Below are 22,674 nucleotides of genomic sequence, written 5' to 3' on the forward strand. Positions count from 1 at the left end.
TTACCCCGCAACCATTTTAAGCGCGCGTACGAGTTTTTCGGGATCGAACGGCTTCACAATCCAGCCCGATGCACCGGCACTTCGGGCGCGCGCCTTGAGGTCTGCACCGCTTTCAGTTGTCAGAACCAAAATTGGCGTACCCTTGAATGCGTCGCGAGCGCGGACCGCTTCGATGAAACCAAAACCATCGAGGCGTGGCATGTTGATATCTGAGATAATTGCGTCTGGCGGGTCCATTGCCTCAAGGGTTTCAACACCGTGCACCCCGTCTTCGGCCAGCGTTGTTGTCATACCGGCAGCATTCAAAGTGAGCGCGATCATGTCGCGCATCGTCTTGCTGTCATCGACGGCCAAAATAGAAAGGCTCATAGCGCGCCTCCTTGCGGAATAATCTGTGCAAAAGGTGCGCCTAGAAACGCGGTTTGGCCGGCGAATGCATCGCTACTTGCTGTGATTGAAAAACTAACAGGGTGGGACTGATGCGCGGCCATCAAGGCCTGTAGGCACAGTGTGCCCACGCTTTCTACAGCGCTTGCATCAATTGCGATATTCGGCGCGGCGGTCGTGAGACCCTGCAGAACACCTTCGTAAGCCGCTAAATCCAGCTTGGCAGGTAACGTCAGAGTGGCGGATGGGGCCTGAGAGCCATCTAGGGCGCCCAAATCTGTTCCAGTATTCACGCAATCACTCCTGTTTTGTGCCGTGTTAAGGCTGAGGAGTAGCGGGTGCTCTGTTAAGAAAAGGTTTCCGGCGTGGCTTTGATTTTTAAAATTTAGCGCGAATTTTTGAGGAATTGCGCACAGCCGATCATAGCTGCGTTGTCATCTTCTACGATCTGTACGGAAAAATCGTCCATAAACGTAGCAAAGCGCCCTTTATCACGAAAGTTCTCGCCAAAACCCATACGCTCAAAATAGGGTTTCATGGCGCGTGCCACGCCGCCTACAAAATAAACGCCGCCATAGGGCAGGTGGATCAGAGTAAGATCCCCCGCCACCGCGCCCAATATCCGAATGAAACTTTCCACTGTCTTTAATGCAATTGCATCGCCGTTCTCTGCGTCATTCATTAGATCGGCCGCGGATTTCTCAATGCCGCCCGAGCGCCATGTGTAAACACGTTCAAGGCCGCGACCGGAAAGAACATCTTCCACGGCCGCAAACCCGTGTGCGCTTTTGACGTGGTTTGAAAGATCAAGGTCCTGAGCATCACGCACAGGCAAGCCGATATGGCCACTTTCCGCGGCGGCCACATGCACACCGTTGCGCAGAGTAATGACGCCCGCACAATTAAAGCCTGTGCCGACGTTCAATACCAGTTTCGTACTTCCGTTTGGCGCCGTTGGGGCATCAATGACAGGGGCCAACGCCTCAGGTTCCAATCCTGCCAACCCGTATCCTTGGGCCTGTAGGTCGTTGATAATATGCGCTTCTTTCGCGTTCGTCTGATCAATCAAATCTTGCGGGCGGATGATCCACGACAGATTTGTCAGCGTACCGATACCGTCCTTGATGGGGCCCGCCAGTGCTACGCATATGCCGTCAATGTCTTGGTCTTTGTGTGCACTCAAGTACTCGGTCAAAATGCCAGCAAGTCCATCGCGGCCCGCATTCAAAAAGCGCGCGTTTGTAGAGACGTCCAGAACACCGTCACGGGCCAAGCCACAGCGGGTGTTTGTACCACCAATATCCACAACCAGATCGATGCCAGACTTCGATTTTGTCATACCAAAAGGCCCCTTAGAACATGCTTGGCACTCCGTACCTTCGTCTGGCGTGTTGGGCAAGCGGTTGAAAGCCGTACTGTAACGCAATTTCCTCTGGCCAAATCTGTGCATCTGTGGGAAAGGGCATTGTCAAACGAAGCATTCCAAGCTGCACCTTAGGGGGATCAATTATGGAAATTCGCGAGGCACTTACCTTTGATGATGTTCTGTTGGTCCCTGCGGCCTCTGATGTGTTGCCGTCCACGGCTGATACGTCGACTTTTGTAACGAAATCGATCTCGCTCAACATTCCGCTGCTCAGCTCTGCGATGGATACCGTCACAGAAGGTCGCATGGCCATTGCGATGGCGCAGGCGGGTGGTATGGGTGTCATTCACCGTAATTTGACCATCGAAGAGCAAGCGCGCGATGTGCGCCGTGTGAAACGCTTTGAAAGCGGCATTGTGTATAACCCGATCACCCTGACTGCGGATCAAACCCTTGCGGATGCAAAGGCGTTGATGGAGCGGTACCGCGTCACTGGCTTTCCTGTCACGGACGCTGATGGCCGCGTTGTTGGTATCGTCACAAACCGCGATATGCGTTTTGCAACGGATGATAATACGCCTGTTTCTGTGATGATGACGTCAGATAATTTGGCGATGCTGCAAGAGCCAGCCGATTTGGAAGAAGCGCGCAGCCTTATGCGCTCGCGGCGGATCGAAAAGCTGTTGGTTGTTGATGGTGCTGGCAAGCTGACGGGTCTTTTGACCCTAAAAGATAGCGAGCAGGCGGTCATTAACCCCCAAGCCACCAAAGATGAGTTGGGGCGTTTACGTGTTGCTGCCGCTTCAACTGTAGGTGACGCAGGTTTTGAGCGGACCGAGGCGTTGATTGACGCGGGTGTTGATATGGTCGTGATTGATACGGCCCACGGGCACTCAAGCGGTGTGGCCGAAGCGGTGCGCCGTGCCAAAGCAATCGCGGGTCACGTACAAATTGTTGCGGGTAACGTGGCAACTGGTGCAGCAACGCGCGCCTTGATCGATGCAGGCGCGGATGCTGTCAAAGTGGGTATTGGCCCGGGTTCTATCTGTACCACCCGCATGGTGGCAGGCGTGGGGGTCCCGCAACTGACGGCAATCATGGATTGTGTAGCTGCAGCAGGTGACATCCCGATCATCGCAGACGGTGGTATCAAATTCTCAGGTGATTTTGCCAAAGCAATCGCCGCAGGCGCATCCTGCGCGATGGTTGGCAGCATGATCGCGGGAACGGACGAAAGTCCTGGCGAGGTCATTTTGTATCAAGGCCGTTCGTTCAAATCCTACCGCGGTATGGGGAGCCTTGGCGCCATGGCGCGCGGCTCAGCCGACAGGTATTTCCAAAAAGACGCGGCCAGTGACAAACTGGTTCCAGAAGGGATCGAGGGACAGGTTCCCTACAAAGGGTCTGCGGGCGCAGTTGTGCACCAATTGGTCGGCGGTTTGCGCGCTGCAATGGGCTACACGGGGTCCGCAACAGTCGCGCAGATGCGTTCTGGCTGTGAGTTTGTGAAGATCACCGGCGCGGGGCTGAAAGAGAGCCACGTGCATGATGTTCAGATCACGCGCGAAAGCCCGAACTACAGAGTTTCTTGATATAACAATGCTGTATGGGGTGATGCTCATATAATACATGAGGATTAACCAATGACCCCTGCAGCACGCTATGCCGCCGCAATTGATGTATTAGACCAAATTTTGGACGGCCAGCCTGCGGAAGCGGCACTTTTGAAGTGGGCGCGCGGCAACCGTTACGCAGGTTCCAAAGATCGTGCAGCGGTTCGTGATCATGTGTTCGATTGTTTACGCTCCAAAGCGTCTTTTGCAGCTAAGGGCGGTGGTCAGACGGGGCGTGCGATCGTTGCGGGATGTTTGTTGGCGCAAAATGCTGATCTAGATGAAGTTTTTTCTGGTCAGGGTTATGCGGCTGCACCCCTTGCTGATGCAGAACTGGCACGTCTTGCCCCTGATGCGGATGCAGTGGATCTACCTGAATGGCTATTGCCAAAGTTGCGCGACGTTGCAGGGCCTGATTTTCAAAAGCTCACTGAGCAGTTTCGACAGCGGGCAGATGTCTTTTTACGTGTGAATACGCAGAAAACTGACATTAAGAGTGCCGAACAGGCGCTTGATAAAGAAGGAATTTCTACTTCAAATCTTGCCGGAGCCACTACAGCGCTGCGCGTCACATCAGGGGCGCGGCAAGTCGCCCGAAGCGCGCCGTTTTTGTCTGGTGAAGTTGAATTACAAGACGCGTCCAGCCAAAAAGCATGCCTGATGCTTGGTGCGGCGGATGGTGAGACGTTGCTGGACTATTGTGCGGGGGGTGGCGGCAAATCACTTGCACTGGCTGCTATGGGCTACACAGTGACCGCCCATGATGCTGACCCGAAGCGCATGAAAGATATCGGCCCACGTGCAGAGCGGGCAGGCGTCACAATTCCTCAAGTTACCGAAATTACCCAGCAATTTGATACTGTTGTTATTGATGCACCGTGTTCAGGCAGCGGGACGTGGCGCCGTACACCTGATGCGAAATGGCGCTTTACGCAGCAAGATTTGGCGGATCTGGTCGAACTTCAGCGCGATATTATCGGGCAGGCTCAAGGCCATGCGCTGAAACGGGTGGTTTACATGACATGTTCGTTGCTACGTGATGAAAACGAAGATCAAGTCGCGTTTGTTGAGGCTTCGCTGCCAAAGTGGACATGTGTCCGCCAAGAACGTTTTGCGATGGATCAGGATGGCGATGGCTTCTTTTGTGCGATTTTTGAGCAAGCCTAGAGTGTTTAGCATGTCGGGTATTTAGCGCCTGTTAATCAACTTTACTGTAATGAATACACTTTAAGGTTGTGTTCACCTAAAGATAACCCGCATTAAGTGTTTATTAACCAGTAACGGGCATATGTGCGTTGGTTAGATGGGGAACACTTGGATGCGATTTGCACCAGCGACACAAAGGCTTTTGCGTGATGCGGGGCTTCAACTTGGGCTTTTGGTGCTTGGGGTGGGGCTAATCGGTCTGTCTACGCTTACGGATATTCGTCTTGACGAAACCGTTATGGGCGTTGGCGTTTTGCTAAGCTGTGGCGCGTTGATGTGGTCAGTTATTGGGGCGCGGCGTGGTGCGTATTCTGAGCGCTTAGAGTTACTACGCGATGTGTGCGAAGCTGATCCTGTTAGAACGTTTATTGTCGATCCAGAAGGTGAAGTGCTGTTTCGCAACGCAATGGCGCGCACTGATCCAACGGCCACAGCTGATGCGGTTGGTAAAGACCTGACGATGGCTGCGGTCATCCGTCCTTTGTTTGCTAATCCAGCAGGCGTGGTGAACCGCCTTCATACGCAAGCGACCAAACAGGGCACCGGTCAAGAGGATCTGATTACCCGACAGGGGCAAATGCGACTTAGCGTGCAGCACCTTGAGGGCTGCGGTTTTGTGTGGCGGCTTGAGCAAATGCGTCCAACTGGCGGTGTCGGGCAGGGTGATAGCATCGCACTTCCCATGATGACTGTGTCTAAAACCGACACGGTTCTTTTCATGAATGACGCCTGCCGCAAATTTCTAGGCGGGCGCCCGAAACGGCTGGGCGATATCATACGCGACATGCCGCTTGCCTCTGATCGCATTCACCGTGTCGCTACAGAGCAGGGGCACGCCAGCGTTCGTGTGTGTGACGTGGCGGGACCTGACGGGCGTCGCGAGATTTTCTTTTTCCCAGTGACTACGGCCGAGCCAACCACACTCAGCGGCCCCGAACCCCTTGCGGTGCTGAACAGTTTGCCGATGGCAGTTGTGACAATCGGGTCTGACGGCATTGTGCAAAGTGCTAACGCCGCCGCCTGTTTGGCCCTTAAGGAAGATCAGGTGGCAGGCAAGCCAATCGCGGCCCTTGTGGGCGGGCTTGGTCGCGATGTGAGCCATTGGGTGGCCCAAGCTGCGGCTGGTCACAAGTTGAGCAAACCTGAAGTATTGCGCGTGTTGAATACGGATCAGGACAGATACCTTGAAATTACGCTGTGCCAGCTGGACGGCATGAACAGCAATTCGGTTGTGGCGCTGATCAATGACGCAACCGAGCTCAAGACCCTTCAGGCACAATTTGTTCAAAGCCAAAAGATGCAGGCGATTGGCCAACTGGCTGGCGGCGTTGCGCATGATTTCAACAACTTGCTCACCGCCATTTCTGGGCATTGTGATCTTTTGTTGCTGCGTCACGATCAAGATGATGAGGAATATCCCGACCTTCTTCAAATTCACCAAAACGCCAACCGCGCGGCCTCGCTCGTACGTCAATTGCTGGCGTTTTCACGCAAACAGAACCTTAAAATGGAAGTGGTTGACCTGCGCACCACGCTTTCTGAGTTGACCCATCTTTTGGACCGGCTTGTGGGCGAAAAAGTGCAACTTGAACTGACCCATGACCCCTCGCTCGGGCCTGTGCGCGCTGACAAGCGACAGCTTGAGCAGGTCTTGATGAACTTGGTCGTCAACGCGCGGGATGCCATGGCCGATGGTGGTAAAATCACCATTGATACAGAGGCTTACACGGTCACAGAAGTGCAGGAACGTGATAGTGCTGCCGTGCCAATCGGTGATTATGCCAAAGTCACCGTTTGTGACGAAGGCATCGGTATTCCGCCTGAGCAGCTGAGTAAGATCTTTGAGCCGTTCTTCACGACCAAGAAAACAGGTGAAGGGACAGGGCTTGGCCTGTCGACGGCCTACGGCATCGTCAAGCAGACGGGTGGCTTCATTTTTGCAGAAAGCGTTGTGGGGCGCGGTGCGTCGTTCACGCTTTTGTTCCCGATGTTTGATGGCGCCACAGTCGCAACACCGCTACCGCCAGCAGCAAAGCCCGTTGAGCAAGTCGTTCAAGATACAGGCGTGATCATGCTTGTAGAGGACGAAGCGCCCGTTCGCGCCTTTGCGTCTCGGGCGCTAAAAATGCAAGGTTTCACCGTGATTGAGGCGGACTGCGCTGAAATGGCGCTTGAAAAGCTTGAGACCATGGATACCAAGATTGATATGTTCCTCACGGACGTTGTGATGCCCGGTCTTGATGGGCCAACGTGGGTCCGCCAAGCGCTTAAGGGCCGTCCGGATACGCGCGTTGTATTTGTGTCGGGCTACGCGGAAGACGCGTTCAAAGAAGGGGAACAAGCGATTCCCAATGCTGTGTTCCTGCCTAAGCCGTTTTCGTTGTCTGAATTAACCAATACCGTCAAAGCGCAACTACACGACGAGCCAGCGTAAATACGCTGATCTTCATGTTTTTATGGGTATTCAAGCTGCGTTTACCTAGGCGCGCTATGAGCTAACTACGATTTATGTTGAAATGTTCTCCTTTTGATCTCATAACGAGGACAACAGAACAGGGCGTGAACATGTGAGTGATTGCTCAGGGTGTTGCGCTGTGAAATAAGGGAAGAAACTCATGGCACAGGCAGATCTACTCACGATGGAAAAAAAAGCTTCTGATAAACAAAAAGCGCTCGATAGCGCGCTGTCGCAGATTGAACGCCAATTCGGCAAAGGCTCGATCATGAAATTGGGCGGTGAGAACGCCATTCAGCAGATCGAGGCGACGTCAACTGGCTCACTCGGCCTTGATATCGCTTTGGGCATTGGTGGTTTGCCAAAAGGCCGTATCGTTGAAATCTACGGTCCCGAAAGCTCTGGCAAAACCACGCTGACGCTTCACTGTGTTGCCGAGGAACAAAAAAAGGGCGGCGTTTGTGCGTTTGTTGACGCGGAACACGCGCTTGACCCGCAATATGCCAAAAAGCTGGGCGTTAACCTGGATGAGTTGCTGATCTCACAACCCGACACGGGTGAGCAGGCGCTTGAAATTACTGATACGCTTGTTCGTTCTGGCGCAGTTAATCTTGTCGTTGTCGACTCTGTTGCGGCACTGACGCCAAAGTCGGAGCTTGAGGGTGATATGGGGGACAGCAGCGTGGGTGTGCACGCCCGTTTGATGTCCCAAGCGATGCGTAAGTTGACGGGTTCGATTGCGCGTAGCAACTGTATGGTAATCTTCATTAACCAAATCCGTATGAAGATTGGCGTGATGTTTGGTAGCCCAGAGACAACTACTGGTGGTAACGCGCTTAAATTCTATAGTTCTGTTCGCCTCGATATCCGCCGCATTGGCGCCATCAAGGACCGCGATGAAATTGTTGGTAACCAGACCCGTGTGAAAGTTGTGAAAAACAAAGTCGCACCACCGTTCAAACAGGTCGAATTTGACATCATGTACGGTGAAGGCATTTCCAAAATGGGCGAACTGCTCGATTTGGGTGTGAAAGCAGGTGTCGTTGAGAAATCTGGCGCTTGGTTCAGCTACGGCGATGAACGCATGGGGCAAGGTCGCGAGAACTCCAAGAACTTCTTGCGCGAAAACCCCAAAGTTGCGTGGGAAATCGAAGATAAAATCCGCGCCGCGCATGGTTTGGATTTCGAGATGCCCAAAGAGGAACAAGTCAAAGATGATGGTGACGATGTCCTAGACGAATAATGGGCGATGCACGTTAGTCTGTTGTAACGCTAACTTAGAAGAGGCCAGTACATAAGTACTGGCCCTTTTGGTTTGTAAGTGAGGTTTCGCCGCAGGTGCAATGACCATGGACACCTTGGGCCTGCAGGGATAAATCAGAGTGAATTAACTTGCCACCGATAACCCTAAGGGCCTCCTGATGCGTACGCTGAATGACATTCGTTCGACCTTTCTGACCTACTTTGAAAAGCAAGGGCACGCGGTCGTGGACAGCAGCCCCCTTGTGCCGCGCAACGACCCAACCTTGTTGTTTGCGAACTCTGGGATGGTGCAGTTCAAAAATTTATTCACCGGTGTGGAAACCCGCGACTACCAACGTGCGACGACCGCGCAAAAATGTGTACGCGCAGGTGGTAAGCATAACGACCTTGATAACGTGGGCTACACCGCACGCCACCACACGTTTTTCGAGATGCTGGGCAATTTCAGTTTTGGCGATTACTTCAAGGCAGACGCAATCAAATTTGCTTGGGAGTTGATCACAAAAGAGCTCGGGATTGATAAGAACCGCCTCTATGTCACCGTCTACCACACCGATGATGAGGCCGCAGATATCTGGAAACGGGTTGCTGGCCTGCCTGATGAACGGATCATTCGCATCACCACCGATGATAACTTTTGGATGATGGGGCCGACTGGTCCATGCGGGCCGTGTTCCGAGATTTTTTACGATCACGGCGATCATATCTGGGGCGGACCTCCCGGCTCCCCTGAGGAAGATGGTGATCGGTTCGTTGAAATCTGGAACCTTGTTTTCATGCAATACGAGCAGCGCGAAGACGGCACCCGCGTTGATCTGCCGAACCAGTCAATTGATACCGGCATGGGGATCGAACGTGTCGCGGCGTTGTTGCAAGGTACGAATGATAACTATGGCACGGACCTTATGCGCAACCTTATTGAGGCCAGCGCAAATGCCACGTCGTCGGATCCTGATGGTCCGGGCAAAACTCACCACCGCGTGATCGCTGACCACTTGCGTTCAACGGCATTTTTGATTGCGGACGGTGTGACGCCGTCAAAAGATGGCCGTGGCTATGTTTTGCGCCGGATCATGCGCCGCGCGATGCGCCACGCCCATCTTCTGGGGGCCGCTGATCCACTGATGCACCGTTTGGTGCCGGCACTTGTTGGCCAAATGGGTGCGGCCTATCCCGAATTGGGTCAAGCACAGGCTTTGATTGAAGAAACTTTGCGTGCTGAAGAAACGCGTTTCCGCCAAACGCTTGATCGTGGGTTGAAGCTCCTTGATGAGGAGTTGATCTCGCTGCCAGACGGCGCCGATTTGCCTGGCGCCACGGCGTTCAAGCTGTACGATACGTTCGGTTTCCCGCTTGATCTGACCCAAGACGCGCTTCGCGAAAAAGATCGTGGTGTAGATACAGATGGCTTTGATGCCGCCATGGCCGAACAAAAAGCCAAAGCGCGCGCGGCGTGGTCTGGTACGGGCGAGGCCGCTGATGCGCAAGTTTGGTTCGATATCGCGGATGCCCATGGGGCGACTGACTTCTTGGGCTATGACACTGAAAACGCCGAAGGTCAGATCATTGCGATCATCAAAGATGGTGCTCAGGTCCAGACGGCAAAAGCTGGTGACGAGGTTCAGATCGTACTAAACCAGACCCCGTTTTATGCGGAAAGCGGCGGTCAGGTTGGCGATATGGGCCAGATCAGTTTTGATGGCAACTTGGCCACAGTGGCTGACACCAAAAAGCAGGCAGATGTCTTTATTCATTTCTGTAGCATTCAATCGGGTGAGTTAAGTGTTGGTGCCGGTGTGGAACTTGCCGTTGACCCAACGCGGCGCGGGCAGATCCGTGCGAACCACTCTGCGACGCACTTGTTGCACGAAGCTCTGCGCGGCACTTTGGGTGAACACGTGGCGCAGCGCGGCTCATTGAACGCACCAGACAGATTGCGTTTTGATTTCAGCCATAACGCAGCGATCAGCCTTGAAGATCTGCAGCGGGTTGAAGCGGAAGTGAACAGCTACATTCGGCAGAATACAGCGGTAGAGACACGAGTGATGACGCCTGATGATGCGCGTGACATGGGTGCGCAGGCACTTTTCGGCGAAAAGTACGGTGATGAAGTGCGCGTTGTATCAATGGGCCGTGCGGACACTGGCAAAGGTGCTGATGGTAAGACGTATTCGCTTGAACTTTGCGGTGGCACGCATGTGCGCCAGACGGGTGATATCGGGCTGTTTGTGGCGCTTGGTGATAGCGCATCGAGTGCCGGTGTGCGCCGTATTGAGGCGCTGACCGGTGCCGCAGCCTTTGAATATCTAAGCGCGCAAGATCAGCGATTGGCGCAAGTTGCGACATCATTGAAGGCGCAGCCTGCGGATGTTGCTGAGCGGGTAAAATCGCTGATGGACGAACGAAAAGCGCTGCAAAACGAAGTGGCACAACTGCGTCGCGAGCTAGCCATGAGCGGCGGTGCTGCAGCAGCACCGGCAGTGGAAGAGGTAAACGGCACCTCGTTTCAGGCGCAAGTTTTGCAGGGCGTGACGGGTAAAGACTTGCCTGGCATTATTGACGAAATGAAGTCGCAAATGGGCTCGGGTGCTGTGTTGCTAATTGCTGATGCGGGCGGAAAAGTCGCCGTCGCTGCCGGTGTGACGGATGATAAAACAGCCACTGTATCTGCGGTTGACTTGGTAAAGGCGGCTGTTGCCGAAATGGGCGGCAAAGGTGGCGGTGGCCGTCCGGATATGGCGCAGGGCGGAGCAAAAGACATTAGCGGTGCTGATGCCGCGATGACAGCAGCACGAAAGGTTCTTGAAGGATGAGCGCACTTTGGATCAGTCACGTTACGGTCACCGATGACGTGGAATACGCCAAATATGCCAAGTTTGCGACCCAAGCCATTGCCGAACACGGCGGGGTATTTTTAGCCCGTGGCGGCGCGTATGTTCAAAAAGAAGGCGTAGAGCGGCCACGCAATGTAGTGGCGCGGTTTGATAGTCTCGAGATTGCCGAAAAATGCTATAATTCAGCCACTTATCAGCAGGCATTGGTCCATGCGCGGGTGGCGAGTGAGCGTGAATTGGTGATTGTTGAAGAAATCTAGACGCTTAGAAAGTTTAACTATCAATGTAAAACGGCGGCCCTTTGATTGGGCCGCCGTTTCTATGTCTGGAGTATTCTAAGGGTAGATTACGCTGAACGTGACGCGCGTTTACGCTCATGCGGGTCAAGGTGGCGTTTGCGCAGACGCACTACGTTTGGTGTCACCTCAACCAACTCATCATCGTCGATATAGGCAATCGCTTCTTCAAGGGACAAACGGATTGGAGTGGTCAAACGAACAGCTTCATCTGTGCCGGACGCGCGGACGTTTGTCAGTTTTTTGCCCTTAAGAGGGTTCACCTCAAGATCATTTTCTCGGCTATGCTCGCCAATGATCATACCTTGGTATACGTCCTCTTGGCTTCCGATGAAGAAACGACCACGGTCTTCAAGGTTGAAGATTGCGTAAGCAACAGACACACCGTTTTCCATTGAAATCAGAACGCCAGCGCGACGGCCAGGGATCGATCCTTTATGTGGTGCCCATCCGTGGAAAACGCGGTTCAAAACGCCTGTACCGCGCGTGTCGGTCAGAAATTCACCGTGATAACCAATTAGGCCACGTGACGGGATGGTCGCAATAATACGGGTCTTGCCGCCTTGTTGCTTCATCTCGGTCATCTCGCCTTTACGTGCACCAGTGATTTTCTCGATCACTGCGCCGGAATACTCATCATCCACGTCAATCGTGACTTCTTCAATTGGCTCAAGACGCTGGCCGTCTTCTTCGCGGAAAAGAACCTGTGGACGTGAGATTGAAAGCTCGAAACCTTCGCGGCGCATGTTCTCGATCAGAACGCCCATCTGCAATTCACCGCGGCCCGCAACTTCAAAGGCGTCACCACCGGCGGTGTCCGTGACACGGATCGCTACGTTGGTTTCGGCCTCTTTCATCAGGCGCTCGCGAATAACACGTGATTGGACTTTTTTGCCGTCACGACCCGCAAGAGGGCTGTCGTTGATGCCGAAAGTCACTGTGATCGTGGGCGGGTCAATCGGTTGGGCAGGGATCGCGTCCTCAACAGAAAGATCACAGATCGTATCGGCCACGGTCGCTTTGGTCATACCCGCAAGGCTTACGATATCGCCTGCTTCAGCCACATCGATCGGAGACTGTGCAAGACCGCGGAACGCCAGAATTTTAGTAACGCGGAACTGCTCAACTTTAGTACCATCGCGAGACAACGCTTTTACTGTTTCACCAGTACGCAACGTGCCTGCCTCAACGCGGCCAGTCAAAATGCGGCCGATGAACGGATCGGCACCCAGCGTGGTTGCCAGCATGCGGAAAGGCTCTTCACGCTTCTGGATTTGCTTGGGGGCAGGGACGTGATCAACGACAAGCTTAAACAGCGCATCGAGGTTCTCACGGTCGCCGTCAAGGCTGTCGTCACACCAACCGTTACGGCCGGAGGCGTAGAGCGATGGGAAATCAAGTTGCTCGTCAGTTGCGTCAAGCGAGGCAAACAGATCAAAGACTTCGTCAAGCGCGCGATCAGGTTCCGCATCAGGCTTATCAACTTTGTTCAGAACCACGATTGGCTTGAGCCCAAGCGCGAGCGCTTTCGAGGTTACAAACTTGGTTTGGGGCATCGGACCCTCTGCGGCGTCCACGAGCAGAACAACACCGTCAACCATCGACAAGATGCGCTCTACCTCGGCGCCGAAGTCCGCGTGACCGGGGGTGTCAACGATGTTGATGCGCAAACCGTTCCATTCAACGGATGTCGCTTTGGCGAGAATCGTAATGCCGCGCTCACGCTCCAGATCGTTGCTATCCATGGCGCGCTCGGCCACTGCTTGGTTCTCGCGGAAAGCACCGGACTGTTTGAGAAGTTCGTCAACAAGGGTCGTTTTGCCGTGGTCAACGTGGGCGATGATCGCAATATTGCGCATATCCATTGGGTTTTTGCCTATATAGAGGGACGTGTTGTGTGCGCCTTATAGTGGCTTTTGCAAAAAGGCCAGAGACAAGGTGCGAGAAGCCGTTGACGCCGCCGAAGACCGGCGCTAAACCGCGCCTACTGTGTTACGCCGGTGTGGCGGAATGGTAGACGCAGGGGATTCAAAATCCCCCGATGGTGACATCGTGTCGGTTCGAGTCCGACCACCGGTACCACAGTAAATTGAATGCCTGCGCCGCACGGTTTCGGCGGGCATTTAGAGGTCTTCTGGAAAATGTGATTCTTAGTCGTGACAGTTAAGAGCGGTGTGGTCTTTGCTTTCCGTGGTGCAATTGCGAAGAAATATTCAAACTAGGTTAATGATAATCGCGGTGTTTGAAGCCCAGATGATTGTTTCTGAGTAATGGTTAACCCCTGGACGCTGTTTATGGCAGCTGATGCCTGTAACGCACCGTATTTCAAAGTTCTTCATGATTAACGATGAGTCGCGATTAGGCTCGCATGTTGAAACAATCCATCAATAACCTCTGTCAAATTTGTGTCCAATACAGCCACTCATTGCAATGATACCTCTTATTTTGTTCATCTAACGTTATTTTTGTCTTTGGTGACTGTATGCTCTTACCTTATGCAGATCGCGGGCCGATCCTAGTGGCCCCATTCGCTAGTAAGTGAATGGTCCGGTGCAGAGCACCTTCCCGACATTGCAAGACCTGTATCGCTACGGCGCAAATGTGCGCGCGCAGTTATATTCGGCGTCTTTGCCAATGCGGACTTCGTATTCAATGGGCAGCCGCCCGAAATTGATGCCCGTGAATTTATCAAGGTGGTGTCAATATTGGAGTAGACTAATGAGCGACTACACTCTTGATTGGGCCTCTGTTTCGGGCATCGACGGCGAAATAACTACGCTGAGCAACGGCAGTTCAGATGTGGCCGTTGTTATTGACACGCCCCCGAAAGGTGCTGGCGCCGTAACCGAAGTGACCGAGTTCAACGGTGTTCAGGCCCTCACATCAGAGCATGCGGATCAGCCGAATGTTGCGTCGTTAAGTTTTTCAGCGCCTATCACGGATGTGACGTTTAACTTGCTCGACATCGACCGCAGCAATGCGGACGGGTGGGGCGACACCGTCACAATTATCGCGCGGGATGTAGATGGAAAAGAGCGTCCTGTAACGTTCAGCAATGTCACTGACGCGCAATCCGTTGACGGCAATTCGATCACGGGGATGGCTGAACTATTTGAAGCGCCTCCGGTTGGTGTGACCATCTCTGGTGCGGTGAAAACGCTGCAGATCATCCACGTAAAGTCGGAAACGGATCTACCAGCAAGCGGTATCATTGGTATCTCTGAAATTGGGTTCAACTTGGTGGTTAACGAGGATCCCGACGGTTATGTGGATGGAACATTTGATGATGATCTGATTGATCATAGGTTTGAAGATATCGACGGCGATGAGATTGATCACGCTGACGCCTTGCTACCCCGTGCGCAACCAAATGATGATGTCGTCTTGGCGGGGGTGGGTAATGACACGGTTTATGCTGCTGACGGCTATGATGATGTGTTTGGCGGTGAGGGTAACGACCTTCTAAGGGGCGGTGCTGGCAAGGATTACGTCTCTGGCGGTGCAGGTGACGATGCCCTTTACGGCGATGACGGCGCAGACAGTCTGGTTGGTGGCGTGGGGGACGATACGCTGGACGGCGGGCTTGGCCGCGACGTTCTTTCTGGCGGCATTGGCATCGATAATCTGATCGGCGATGGCGGTTTTGATATCCTTACAGGTGGCTTTGGCAACGATGATCTGCAGGGTAACGATGGCGATGACACACTTATTGGTGGCGCAGGTGCGGATACGCTTCGCGGCGGTGATGGCAATGACACCCTTGTTGGTGGCAGAACGGACATAAGCCAAGTAATTGATTTCAATGGGTTTGAAGCAGGCGAGATACTAACGACCCAACTTGCGCATCAAGGGTTTACGGTTAGCAGCGGCAACCCCAAAACCCCCGTAATGGTGTTTGATAGTGCGCAGCCAACGGGCGGTGATGCGGACCTTGCCAGTGATACATTAGGCAAAGTCCTGATCCTATCTGAGGACCGCGACAAGAACGATCCTGACGATAACGCGGGCGGCGGCAGTTTTATTTTTGATTTTGATGGCCCCAGCACGGTACATTCCCTGACGCTTTTTGATGTGGAAAGCGGCGCGACTGTTTCGCTTTTTGACGATCAAGCCGTGTTACTCAGCGTCCAGACAACATCGACCGACGATGGCGAGGCGATTACCCTCGACATTGATCAATCCGGTACCGCACAATTGGTTGTGACACTTCATGGATCTGGGGCAATTGATAATCTGTTCCTTACGATCGACAATGCAGAAGGTGATCTTGGCGATACGCTGATGGGCGGGGCTGGGAACGATGTCCTTACAGGCGGTGCTGGTGCCGATACGATTGACGGGGGCGATGACCGTGATGTCATCGTGGGAGGAACGGCAGGTGACGTTGTAACCGGCGGTACGGGGTCAAATACGGCCAACGATGCGGATGACGTCGATATTCTTGATCTTCGGGGGCTTGGCCCTTTTCGGGTGGTTCAGCGCAGCCTTGATGCGGATGAAAACTCAACTTCGGGGCGAGTTGAGTTTCTGGATGCCGACGGCGCGGTCACCCATTCGCTTGCTTATGCTGAGATCGAGAAAATTTTAGGGGATCGCGTTAACAGCGCACCGATTGCGCGCGATGATACGGCGGCCACAGTGGAAAGCATTCCGATCACTGTCGATGTGATTGCAAATGACGAGGACCCCGAAGGCGGTGCACTAAAGATCACCTCAGCATTTGTTTCAGCGACCCAAGGCACCGTCGAGATCATCGCCAACAAGATCGTGTTCACACCGGTTGACGATTTCACAGGCGAAGCCGCAATAAACTACACCGCAGAAGACCTTGAAGGGAACGCGGCGGATGCAATTGCTGTTGTTACTGTCAATGAGGCACCTCGGGACGGGACCATTATGGGGACCTCGGGTGATGATCTGATTGATCTGGCCTACCGCAGTGATCCTGACGATGACCGTGTTGATGCCCTTGATGAAGTGGTCACAGGCGAAGGACCCAATGACGACATCATCGTTGCCGGCGACGGCAATGATACGGTGTTTGCGGGCCTTGGCGATGATGATGTCAGCGGTGGCATTGGGAATGACGTTTTGCACGGTGAAGCGGGGGCGGATCACCTGTTTGGTGGAGGCGGTGATGACATGTTCCGGGTCGCCTCGGCAGCGGACGGTGCGGGTGATGAAATCATCGGCGGTGAAGACCCCGATGGGCAGGACACAGATACGCTGGATTTGCGCGGAAGCGGGCATTTGCGTGTTGAGATGGACCCCGATGACGAAGAAGCGGGCACTGTGCGGTTTCTTGATGGCGCGGGCGGCGCAGTCACGGGATCGCTTAGGTTTTCCGAAATTGAGAATGTTATCCCTTGTTTCACCCCGGGCACGCGCATCGCTACAGATAAGGGCGAGCGCTTGGTCCAAGACCTGCGCGAGGGGGACCGCGTGATTACACGGGACAACGGTATCCAAGAAATCAGATGGGTTGGCCGCAAAGACGTGAACCACAAAGGGCTGGCCGGCGCGCCGGAGCTCAAGCCCGTGATCATTAGGGCAGGTGCGTTAGGGAATGACCTGCCAGAACGCGATATGATCGTCAGTCCGAACCATAGAATGCTGATCGCCAACGACCGAGCAGAGCTGTACTTCGAAGAGCGTGAGGTGCTTGTCAGCGCTAAACATTTGGTAGGCAGTGATGGAATTGAGCGGCTGAACACGCAAACTGCCAGCTATATCCACTTCATGTTCGACCAGCATGAGGTTGTGTTGTCTGACGGTACATGGTCCGAGAGTTTTCAGCCCGGTGATTACACCATGCGGGGGATTGACCGCGCTCAGCGCGATGAGATTTTTTCGCTGTTTCCGGAACTGAATAGCGATGCTGGCATGCAGGATTACACCAGCGCACGTAAATCGCTGAAAGCCTATGAGGCGCGGCTATTGGTTCCCAAGTAAGGCAGCCAAACCGCTCAGCCCACGGCTGGTGCGCCAAGTCTGCCACGCTTCTGGCGTATCAAGATCAAGGGTGGCGCGGTCGCCTTCAAGTGGGACCAAACCATGATTTTTAGTGTTGTCGGTAACGATAGATGCAGCGCCCCGATCCCCCGAAAGCCCGCCAAATTGTGCAAAGAGTGAGCGATCAAAGATCACCGGATGACCCGCTTTTCCATCGGCAGTGGCGGCCTGAAGGATTTTGAGGCGCGAGGCCTGAAATACGGCCCACATCATCGACAGATCACTGGCGGTAATTGCTGGCATGTCAGCGGGCAGGATCATCACGGCGGTTACATGGGACCGCAGGGAGGCGACCCCAGCTTTGAGCGACGCGGACATGCCTTCATGAGCGTTTTCACACACAACAGCGGTAGCGCCGTCTGTTAAACTCATGCGCGGATGATCTGCAGCCGGAATCGTCACGATAACATCATCGGTCACCTTTAGGGCGCGCTGAACCATTGCCGTTAGACAAGGTGTGTCGCTGACATCTTCAAAACACTTGTCAGCGCCGCGCATCCGCGTTGAGGCACCTGCGGCGGGGATAAGAATGGCGAGGTGCATCAGGTATTTCTGCTTTCTGGTGCGCGCCTTACCCGTTCACGGGCGGTTCACGTTTTGATGAGGCGCGGGCTTTGCACTGCCACTCTGCCACAGCTTCTGTTTATGGTTTAGTAAGGAACAGTATAGGACTTATCATGTTGAAAAAAGCTCTGTTTGCGGCGGTAAGCGCGACAGCCCTCATCTCCTTCGGCTCATCTGCACTGGCGGCCTCTGTCAGCTTGTCTGAAGGGTGGAAAAACCAACGGCTGTCACTGTTTTCAAAGAACAATTACGACTTCGGTCAGAGCCTGGGCATCGCATCAGATGGGGCTGTGTCCATTGCGTGGCGCAAACTGCCGCGCAGTTTTTGGGAGGCCGAACGCGCCTCGTGGAACTGGTCCGTGAGCCAATCTGTTCCTGCAACAGATCTGAGCGTGAAAGGCGGTGATGATCGCAACATTTCGATCTATTTCCTCTTTGCCCCCGATGATCAGGCTGAAAAGCTGGCTGGCGCTGGCATCAGATCGCTGTTGGGAAATGATGACCTGCGCGTGATCCAATATGCATGGGGCGGTAATCATAGCCGCGGCGCTTTGTTGCAATCGCCTTACCAACCGGGCCAAGGGGTGACGGTTGCGTTGCGGCCGGCTGGCACGGGAACACATTCTGAAAGCGTAAATTTATCGAATGATTTTCGCAAAGCTTTCGGCGGAACATCGGGCAAACTTTTGGGGATTGCCGTCTCTGGCGATAGTGACGACACCGATAGCATTATTCGTGCGCAGATCAGCAACTTGCAGATTGACTAAGCTTAACTGGCTGAGCAAATGAAAAGGGGCGGTCCAATCGACCGCCCCTTGTTTATTCTTTAATGGAGTATGTTCCATTTACTTCTCGGGGATCAAACCACGGGGGAAGAACCGCAAAACCAGTAGCAAGATCAATCCCATGGTCAGCAAACGCATATGTGCAACACTGGCCAGAAGGCGTTCTTTGATCCACCAAGCGTCAGGCATCGGGTCGGTGATAAGGCCCATAAGGGCCGCACCGTATGGTTCTACCTGAACCCACAGGAACCAGATCAGAAAGCCACCCAAAACGGAGCCGTAGTTATTGCCCGAGCCCCCAACGATCACCATCACCCAGATAAGGAATGTGAAACGAAGCGGCTGGTAACTGCTTGGGGTAAGTTGACCATCAAGCGTGACCATCATCGCCCCCGCAACGCCGCAAATAGCCGATCCCAGAACGAAGATTTGCAGGTGCCGCGCCGTGACATCTTTGCCCATCGCGCGCGCAGCGGTTTCATTGTCACGGATAGCGCGCATCATGCGGCCCCATGGGGATTTCAGCGCCAGCTCTGCGGCAAGGAAAATCACCAACAAGACAATGACAAACAACACCGAATAGCTGAGTTTAACATAAAGCGTCGAGGCCGTGACCGGATCGATATTGAGCGAGGCTGCGCGCTCTACGAACTGCGCACTTTCTTGCAACTCAATTTCTGACGGCACAGGGCGCTCAATGCCGATGACGTTTTTGACCCCACGCGCAAGCCAGTCTTCGTTTTTCATCACCGCGATGACAATTTCGGAAATACCAAGGGTCGCAATGGCCAAATAGTCACTGCGCAGACCAAGAGCCGTTTTCCCGATCACCCAAGCAGCTGCGGCAGCAAACACACCGCCAACAGGCCACGCAAACAGAATGGGCAGATTAAGCCCACCAATGTTGCCTGAAACCGCGGGATCGATTGCTTCGATACGTGCCACAGCGGGATCAAAAATGGCGCGGTAGATGAAGAAGCCGACAATAAGGAGAAGCGGCGTGGCAATGGTGCGCACGCGCCCTGTTGTTTTGCCACGCACAAAAATCGTAAGCGCGATTGTGGCAAATCCCATCAAAAGGGCTGCGATGACCTGGAACCCACCAGCGGACCATGCGCCCGGTGTAACGGGCTCCGAGACCAGCACAGCAGCAAGGCCGCCAAGCGCCAAGAAGCCCATGACGCCGATGTTGAACAAGCCTGCAAAACCCCACTGAAGGTTAACGCCGATCGCCATAATGGCCGAGATCAACCCCATGTTCAGGATCAACAGCGCCGAGTTCCAACCAGAGGTAAATCCGGTCAGTAAGATCAGACCAAAGACGGCGGCAAAGAGGGCGGTGTTTTTGAAAGAAACCATCAGACTGACTTCCCTTTAAACAGACCCGTCGGCTTGAAGAGCAAGACAATGACAAGCAATGCAAAGCTGACGGCGAATTTGTAATCAGTGGACAAAAGCTGCACGAGGCCGGACGGCTCAAGTGCGTCGGGTAGGGTGTAGACCAGCACTTTTTTCCAGGCATATGTGATGAGAACTTCGGAGTAGGCGATCAGAAAACCCCCGAAGATCGCGCCAAGCGGATTGCCCAAACCACCTACAACTGCGCTGGCAAAAATTGGCAGCAAAAGTTGGAAATATGTGAACGGTTTAAATGACTTATCCAATCCGTAAAGCACACCCGCAATTGTCGCCAGCGTTGCGACGATCATCCACGTGACCATAACCACACGCTCGGGGTTGATGCCAGACAAAAGCGCTAAGTCCTCGTTATCAGAGTAGGCGCGCATGGATTTACCGGTCCGTGTGCGGTTCAGAAAGTAAAAGAGCATCGCAACAACCAGCACAGCAACAACGATTGTGATGCCTTGGGTGGTTTTGAGTGCTAGTCCTTCGCGCAGGCCGGTCATTTCTTTGAATTCACGCGCAGAAATGATGAACCGCTCACCATCGGCAAAGCGGCGATCATCGGGGCCGATCAGAATGCGAACCAGACCGTTCATGATGAACATGACGCCCATGGAAACGATTACGAAAATCACAGGTGCTGCTTTTTGGGTGCGATAAAAGCGGTAAACGCCCGCATCCGTAAGCAGAACCAGCCCGATCGTTGCGGCGATCCCAAAGGGAAGCGCAAGAAGCGCTGTGGGGAGCGGGCCAAAACTGACGCCCCAGCTTTGCAGCACAACCGTTGCGCCGATTGTGGCCATAGTGCCGAACGCCATTGTGTCGCCATGAGCGAAGTTTGAAAACCGCAAAATGCCGTAAATCAGCGTAACGCCCAACGCCCCAAGGGCCAGCTGCGCGCCATATGCGGTTGCGGGAATAAGCACGAAATTTGTTAGTGCGACGATAGCGTTAAGATAGTCCATCGTTCAGCCTCCCAAGAATGATTTACGAACTTCAGGGTCCGCAAGAAGGTCTTTGCCGGTGCCTGTAAACGCATTTGCGCCTTGGACCAGTACATAGCCTTTGTCTGCGATTTCAAGCGCTTGGCGGGCATTCTGTTCCACCATCAAGATGGAAATGCCTGTGCGCGCCACCTCGATAATGCGGTCAAAAAGCTCGTCCATCACGATTGGGCTTACGCCAGCAGTAGGCTCATCCAGCATCAAGACCGTTGGTTTTGTCATTAGAGCACGGCCCACGGCCACTTGCTGACGTTGCCCGCCTGACAGCTCACCTGCTGCTTGATTGCGCTTGTCACGCAAAATCGGGAACAATGTGTAGACCTGTTCCATCGTGTCTTTGATGTCATCCGTGCGGATAAACGCGCCCATCTCAAGGTTTTCTTCGACAGTCATGGATGTAAAGATGTTTGATGTCTGCGGCACAAAGCCCATGCCTTCGCGCACGCGCGCCTGAGGGCTGAGTTTCGTGATGTCTTTCCCGTTCAGAAACACGCCGCCTTGGCGCACATCCAGCATGCCGAAAACGGCCTTCATTGCGGTTGATTTACCGGCCCCGTTAGGTCCAACGATGACGGCAATCTCGCCTTTATCGACGCCGATGGTGCAATTGTGCAAAATGTCGGGGCCTTTGCCGTAGCCGCCTGTCATGTCGCGCCCGATCAAGAATGGCTCGCTCATGTCGTCACCTCGGCCTGTGCTTTGTCTTTGTTTTTGAGGCCAGTGCCCAGGTAGGCTTCGATGACCTGCTCGTTGGCTTTAATCTCGGGCAGGGTGCCTTCGGCAAGGACTTTGCCTTCTGCCATACAGATCACGGGGTCGCAAAGCCGGCCGATGAAATCCATGTCATGTTCGATCACGACAAATGTATAGCCACGCTCTTTGTTGAGCCGGATAATCGCGTCCCCGATCGTGTTGAGAAGGGTGCGGTTCACACCGGCGCCAACTTCGTCAAGAAACACAATCTTGGCGTCAACCATCATGGTGCGCCCCAGCTCCAGTAGTTTTTTCTGGCCGCCAGAAATCTGCCCCGCTTTGTGATCGGCAAGGTGCTCAACGGTCAGAAATTCCAAAACTTCGTCGGCTTTGGCACGCAACGCACGTTCCTGATCAGCGATCCGCTTACGGCCAAACCAAGTGTTCCAAAGTGTTTCACCGGCTTGCGCGCCCGGCACCATCATCAGGTTTTCGCGGCACGACATTGATGAAAACTCATGGGCAATCTGGAATGTGCGCAGCAAGCCCTTGTGAAACAGCTGGTGCGGTTCAAGTCCCGTAATGTCTTCGCCGTCCATTGTCACACGGCCGCCAGACGGTTTAAGAACGCCTGCTATCACATTGAAAAGCGTTGTTTTTCCCGCACCATTAGGTCCGATAAGGCCCGTTATTGACCCGCTCTGGATCTCGAGGCTAGCGCCATCGACTGCTCGAAAGCCGCCAAAGTGCTTGGACAGATTGTCCACTTTGATCATGATCTTGAGTTCTCCT

At 53.9% G+C, this 22,674-nt stretch carries 17 protein-coding genes and 1 tRNA gene; 9 read left to right on the top strand and 9 right to left on the bottom strand.

What is annotated here, in order from left to right; genetic code table 11:
- The 3 genes from OLX08_RS01380 to OLX08_RS01390 all read right to left on the bottom strand — a co-directional run bounded on the left by OLX08_RS01380 (position 1) and on the right by OLX08_RS01390 (position 1,726).
- Positions 1-369, bottom strand: a complete 369-nt coding sequence (locus tag OLX08_RS01380) for a response regulator (protein WP_391482016.1) — start codon at positions 367-369, stop codon at positions 1-3.
- Positions 366-680, bottom strand: coding sequence for a hypothetical protein (locus OLX08_RS01385; protein ID WP_391482017.1), 315 nt, complete (start codon positions 678-680; stop codon positions 366-368). The genes OLX08_RS01380 and OLX08_RS01385 overlap by 4 nt, the downstream gene beginning before the upstream one ends.
- A gap of 92 nt (positions 681-772) precedes the next feature.
- Positions 773-1,726: an ROK family protein gene (locus tag OLX08_RS01390; protein WP_391482019.1), complete on the bottom strand. Its 954-nt coding sequence runs from the start codon at positions 1,724-1,726 to the stop codon at positions 773-775.
- A 170-nt stretch (positions 1,727-1,896) separates the two neighbouring features.
- On the opposite strand from OLX08_RS01390, the gene guaB reads away from it, so the two are divergent.
- From guaB to OLX08_RS01420, 6 genes are all read left to right on the top strand, one after another.
- Positions 1,897-3,345, top strand: a complete 1,449-nt coding sequence (gene guaB, locus OLX08_RS01395; RefSeq protein ID WP_391482020.1) for an IMP dehydrogenase — start codon at positions 1,897-1,899, stop codon at positions 3,343-3,345.
- Between the two features lie 51 nt (positions 3,346-3,396).
- On the top strand, positions 3,397-4,533 hold the full coding sequence (locus tag OLX08_RS01400) for an RsmB/NOP family class I SAM-dependent RNA methyltransferase (RefSeq protein ID WP_391482021.1): 1,137 nt from the start codon (positions 3,397-3,399) through the stop codon (positions 4,531-4,533).
- A gap of 151 nt (positions 4,534-4,684) precedes the next feature.
- Positions 4,685-7,006 (top strand): ATP-binding protein, encoded by a 2,322-nt coding sequence (locus OLX08_RS01405; protein WP_391482023.1) that lies wholly within the window; start codon positions 4,685-4,687, stop codon positions 7,004-7,006.
- A 181-nt stretch (positions 7,007-7,187) separates the two neighbouring features.
- Positions 7,188-8,270 carry a recombinase RecA gene (gene recA, locus OLX08_RS01410; protein ID WP_391482024.1) on the top strand — a complete coding sequence of 361 codons (1,083 nt, stop codon included), beginning with the start codon at positions 7,188-7,190 and terminating at the stop codon, positions 8,268-8,270.
- 178 nt (positions 8,271-8,448) lie between these two features.
- Positions 8,449-11,103, top strand: coding sequence for an alanine--tRNA ligase (gene alaS / locus OLX08_RS01415; RefSeq protein WP_391482026.1), 2,655 nt, complete (start codon positions 8,449-8,451; stop codon positions 11,101-11,103).
- Positions 11,100-11,384, top strand: a complete 285-nt coding sequence (locus OLX08_RS01420; protein ID WP_391482028.1) for a DUF1330 domain-containing protein — start codon at positions 11,100-11,102, stop codon at positions 11,382-11,384. Before alaS ends, OLX08_RS01420 begins: the two co-directional genes overlap by 4 nt.
- Positions 11,385-11,470: 86 nt before the next feature.
- Here OLX08_RS01420 and typA read toward each other — a convergent pair whose 3' ends face one another.
- Positions 11,471-13,285, bottom strand: coding sequence for a translational GTPase TypA (typA, locus tag OLX08_RS01425; RefSeq protein WP_391482029.1), 1,815 nt, complete (start codon positions 13,283-13,285; stop codon positions 11,471-11,473).
- Positions 13,286-13,416: 131 nt separating this feature from the next.
- Between typA and OLX08_RS01430 the strand changes: the two genes are divergently transcribed.
- A tRNA-Leu gene (locus OLX08_RS01430) sits at positions 13,417-13,502 on the top strand.
- A 636-nt stretch (positions 13,503-14,138) separates the two neighbouring features.
- The gene (locus OLX08_RS01435; RefSeq protein WP_391482031.1) at positions 14,139-17,372 is read left to right on the top strand and encodes a Hint domain-containing protein; all 3,234 of its coding nucleotides are present in this window, start codon (positions 14,139-14,141) and stop codon (positions 17,370-17,372) included.
- Here OLX08_RS01435 and OLX08_RS01440 read toward each other — a convergent pair.
- Entirely contained in the window at positions 17,355-17,975 is a 621-nt protein-coding gene (locus OLX08_RS01440) for an NTP transferase domain-containing protein (RefSeq protein ID WP_391482032.1), read from the bottom strand. The genes OLX08_RS01435 and OLX08_RS01440 overlap by 18 nt on opposite strands.
- A gap of 134 nt (positions 17,976-18,109) precedes the next feature.
- On the opposite strand from OLX08_RS01440, the gene OLX08_RS01445 reads away from it, so the two are divergent.
- Positions 18,110-18,763 carry a DUF3047 domain-containing protein gene (locus OLX08_RS01445; protein ID WP_391482033.1) on the top strand — a complete coding sequence of 218 codons (654 nt, stop codon included), beginning with the start codon at positions 18,110-18,112 and terminating at the stop codon, positions 18,761-18,763.
- Between the two features lie 78 nt (positions 18,764-18,841).
- Here the strand turns inward: OLX08_RS01445 and OLX08_RS01450 are convergent, their stop codons facing one another.
- From OLX08_RS01450 to OLX08_RS01465, 4 genes are read right to left on the bottom strand one after another with little or no spacing between them, the layout of a single operon-like run.
- Positions 18,842-20,140: a branched-chain amino acid ABC transporter permease gene (locus OLX08_RS01450; RefSeq protein WP_391482035.1), complete on the bottom strand. Its 1,299-nt coding sequence runs from the start codon at positions 20,138-20,140 to the stop codon at positions 18,842-18,844.
- The gene (locus tag OLX08_RS01455) at positions 20,140-21,150 is read right to left on the bottom strand and encodes a branched-chain amino acid ABC transporter permease (RefSeq protein WP_391482036.1); all 1,011 of its coding nucleotides are present in this window, start codon (positions 21,148-21,150) and stop codon (positions 20,140-20,142) included. Before OLX08_RS01455 ends, OLX08_RS01450 begins: the two co-directional genes overlap by 1 nt.
- Positions 21,151-21,153: 3 nt before the next feature.
- Positions 21,154-21,867 carry an ABC transporter ATP-binding protein gene (locus OLX08_RS01460; RefSeq protein WP_048597496.1) on the bottom strand — a complete coding sequence of 238 codons (714 nt, stop codon included), beginning with the start codon at positions 21,865-21,867 and terminating at the stop codon, positions 21,154-21,156.
- Positions 21,864-22,658 (bottom strand): ABC transporter ATP-binding protein, encoded by a 795-nt coding sequence (locus tag OLX08_RS01465; protein ID WP_048597497.1) that lies wholly within the window; start codon positions 22,656-22,658, stop codon positions 21,864-21,866. The genes OLX08_RS01460 and OLX08_RS01465 overlap by 4 nt, the downstream gene beginning before the upstream one ends.
- Positions 22,659-22,674: the final 16 nt, after the last annotated feature.

The organism is Nereida ignava, from assembly GCF_047114695.1.
Lineage (GTDB): Bacteria > Pseudomonadota > Alphaproteobacteria > Rhodobacterales > Rhodobacteraceae > Nereida > Nereida ignava.

What these genes read in the sequence shown, in the direction of transcription:
- OLX08_RS01380 (WP_391482016.1), bottom strand. Translation starts at nt 369, where the DNA reads ATGAGCCTTTCTATTTTGGCCGTCGATGACAGCAAGACGATGCGCGAC.
- OLX08_RS01390 (WP_391482019.1), bottom strand. Translation starts at nt 1,726, where the DNA reads ATGACAAAATCGAAGTCTGGCATCGATCTGGTTGTGGATATTGGTGGT.
- guaB (WP_391482020.1), top strand. Translation starts at nt 1,897, where the DNA reads ATGGAAATTCGCGAGGCACTTACCTTTGATGATGTTCTGTTGGTCCCT.
- OLX08_RS01400 (WP_391482021.1), top strand. Translation starts at nt 3,397, where the DNA reads ATGACCCCTGCAGCACGCTATGCCGCCGCAATTGATGTATTAGACCAA.
- OLX08_RS01405 (WP_391482023.1), top strand. Translation starts at nt 4,685, where the DNA reads ATGCGATTTGCACCAGCGACACAAAGGCTTTTGCGTGATGCGGGGCTT.
- recA (WP_391482024.1), top strand. Translation starts at nt 7,188, where the DNA reads ATGGCACAGGCAGATCTACTCACGATGGAAAAAAAAGCTTCTGATAAA.
- alaS (WP_391482026.1), top strand. Translation starts at nt 8,449, where the DNA reads ATGCGTACGCTGAATGACATTCGTTCGACCTTTCTGACCTACTTTGAA.
- OLX08_RS01420 (WP_391482028.1), top strand. Translation starts at nt 11,100, where the DNA reads ATGAGCGCACTTTGGATCAGTCACGTTACGGTCACCGATGACGTGGAA.
- typA (WP_391482029.1), bottom strand. Translation starts at nt 13,285, where the DNA reads ATGGATATGCGCAATATTGCGATCATCGCCCACGTTGACCACGGCAAA.
- OLX08_RS01435 (WP_391482031.1), top strand. Translation starts at nt 14,139, where the DNA reads ATGAGCGACTACACTCTTGATTGGGCCTCTGTTTCGGGCATCGACGGC.
- OLX08_RS01440 (WP_391482032.1), bottom strand. Translation starts at nt 17,975, where the DNA reads ATGCACCTCGCCATTCTTATCCCCGCCGCAGGTGCCTCAACGCGGATG.
- OLX08_RS01445 (WP_391482033.1), top strand. Translation starts at nt 18,110, where the DNA reads ATGTTGAAAAAAGCTCTGTTTGCGGCGGTAAGCGCGACAGCCCTCATC.
- OLX08_RS01450 (WP_391482035.1), bottom strand. Translation starts at nt 20,140, where the DNA reads ATGGTTTCTTTCAAAAACACCGCCCTCTTTGCCGCCGTCTTTGGTCTG.
- OLX08_RS01455 (WP_391482036.1), bottom strand. Translation starts at nt 21,150, where the DNA reads ATGGACTATCTTAACGCTATCGTCGCACTAACAAATTTCGTGCTTATT.
- OLX08_RS01460 (WP_048597496.1), bottom strand. Translation starts at nt 21,867, where the DNA reads ATGAGCGAGCCATTCTTGATCGGGCGCGACATGACAGGCGGCTACGGC.
- OLX08_RS01465 (WP_048597497.1), bottom strand. Translation starts at nt 22,658, where the DNA reads ATGATCAAAGTGGACAATCTGTCCAAGCACTTTGGCGGCTTTCGAGCA.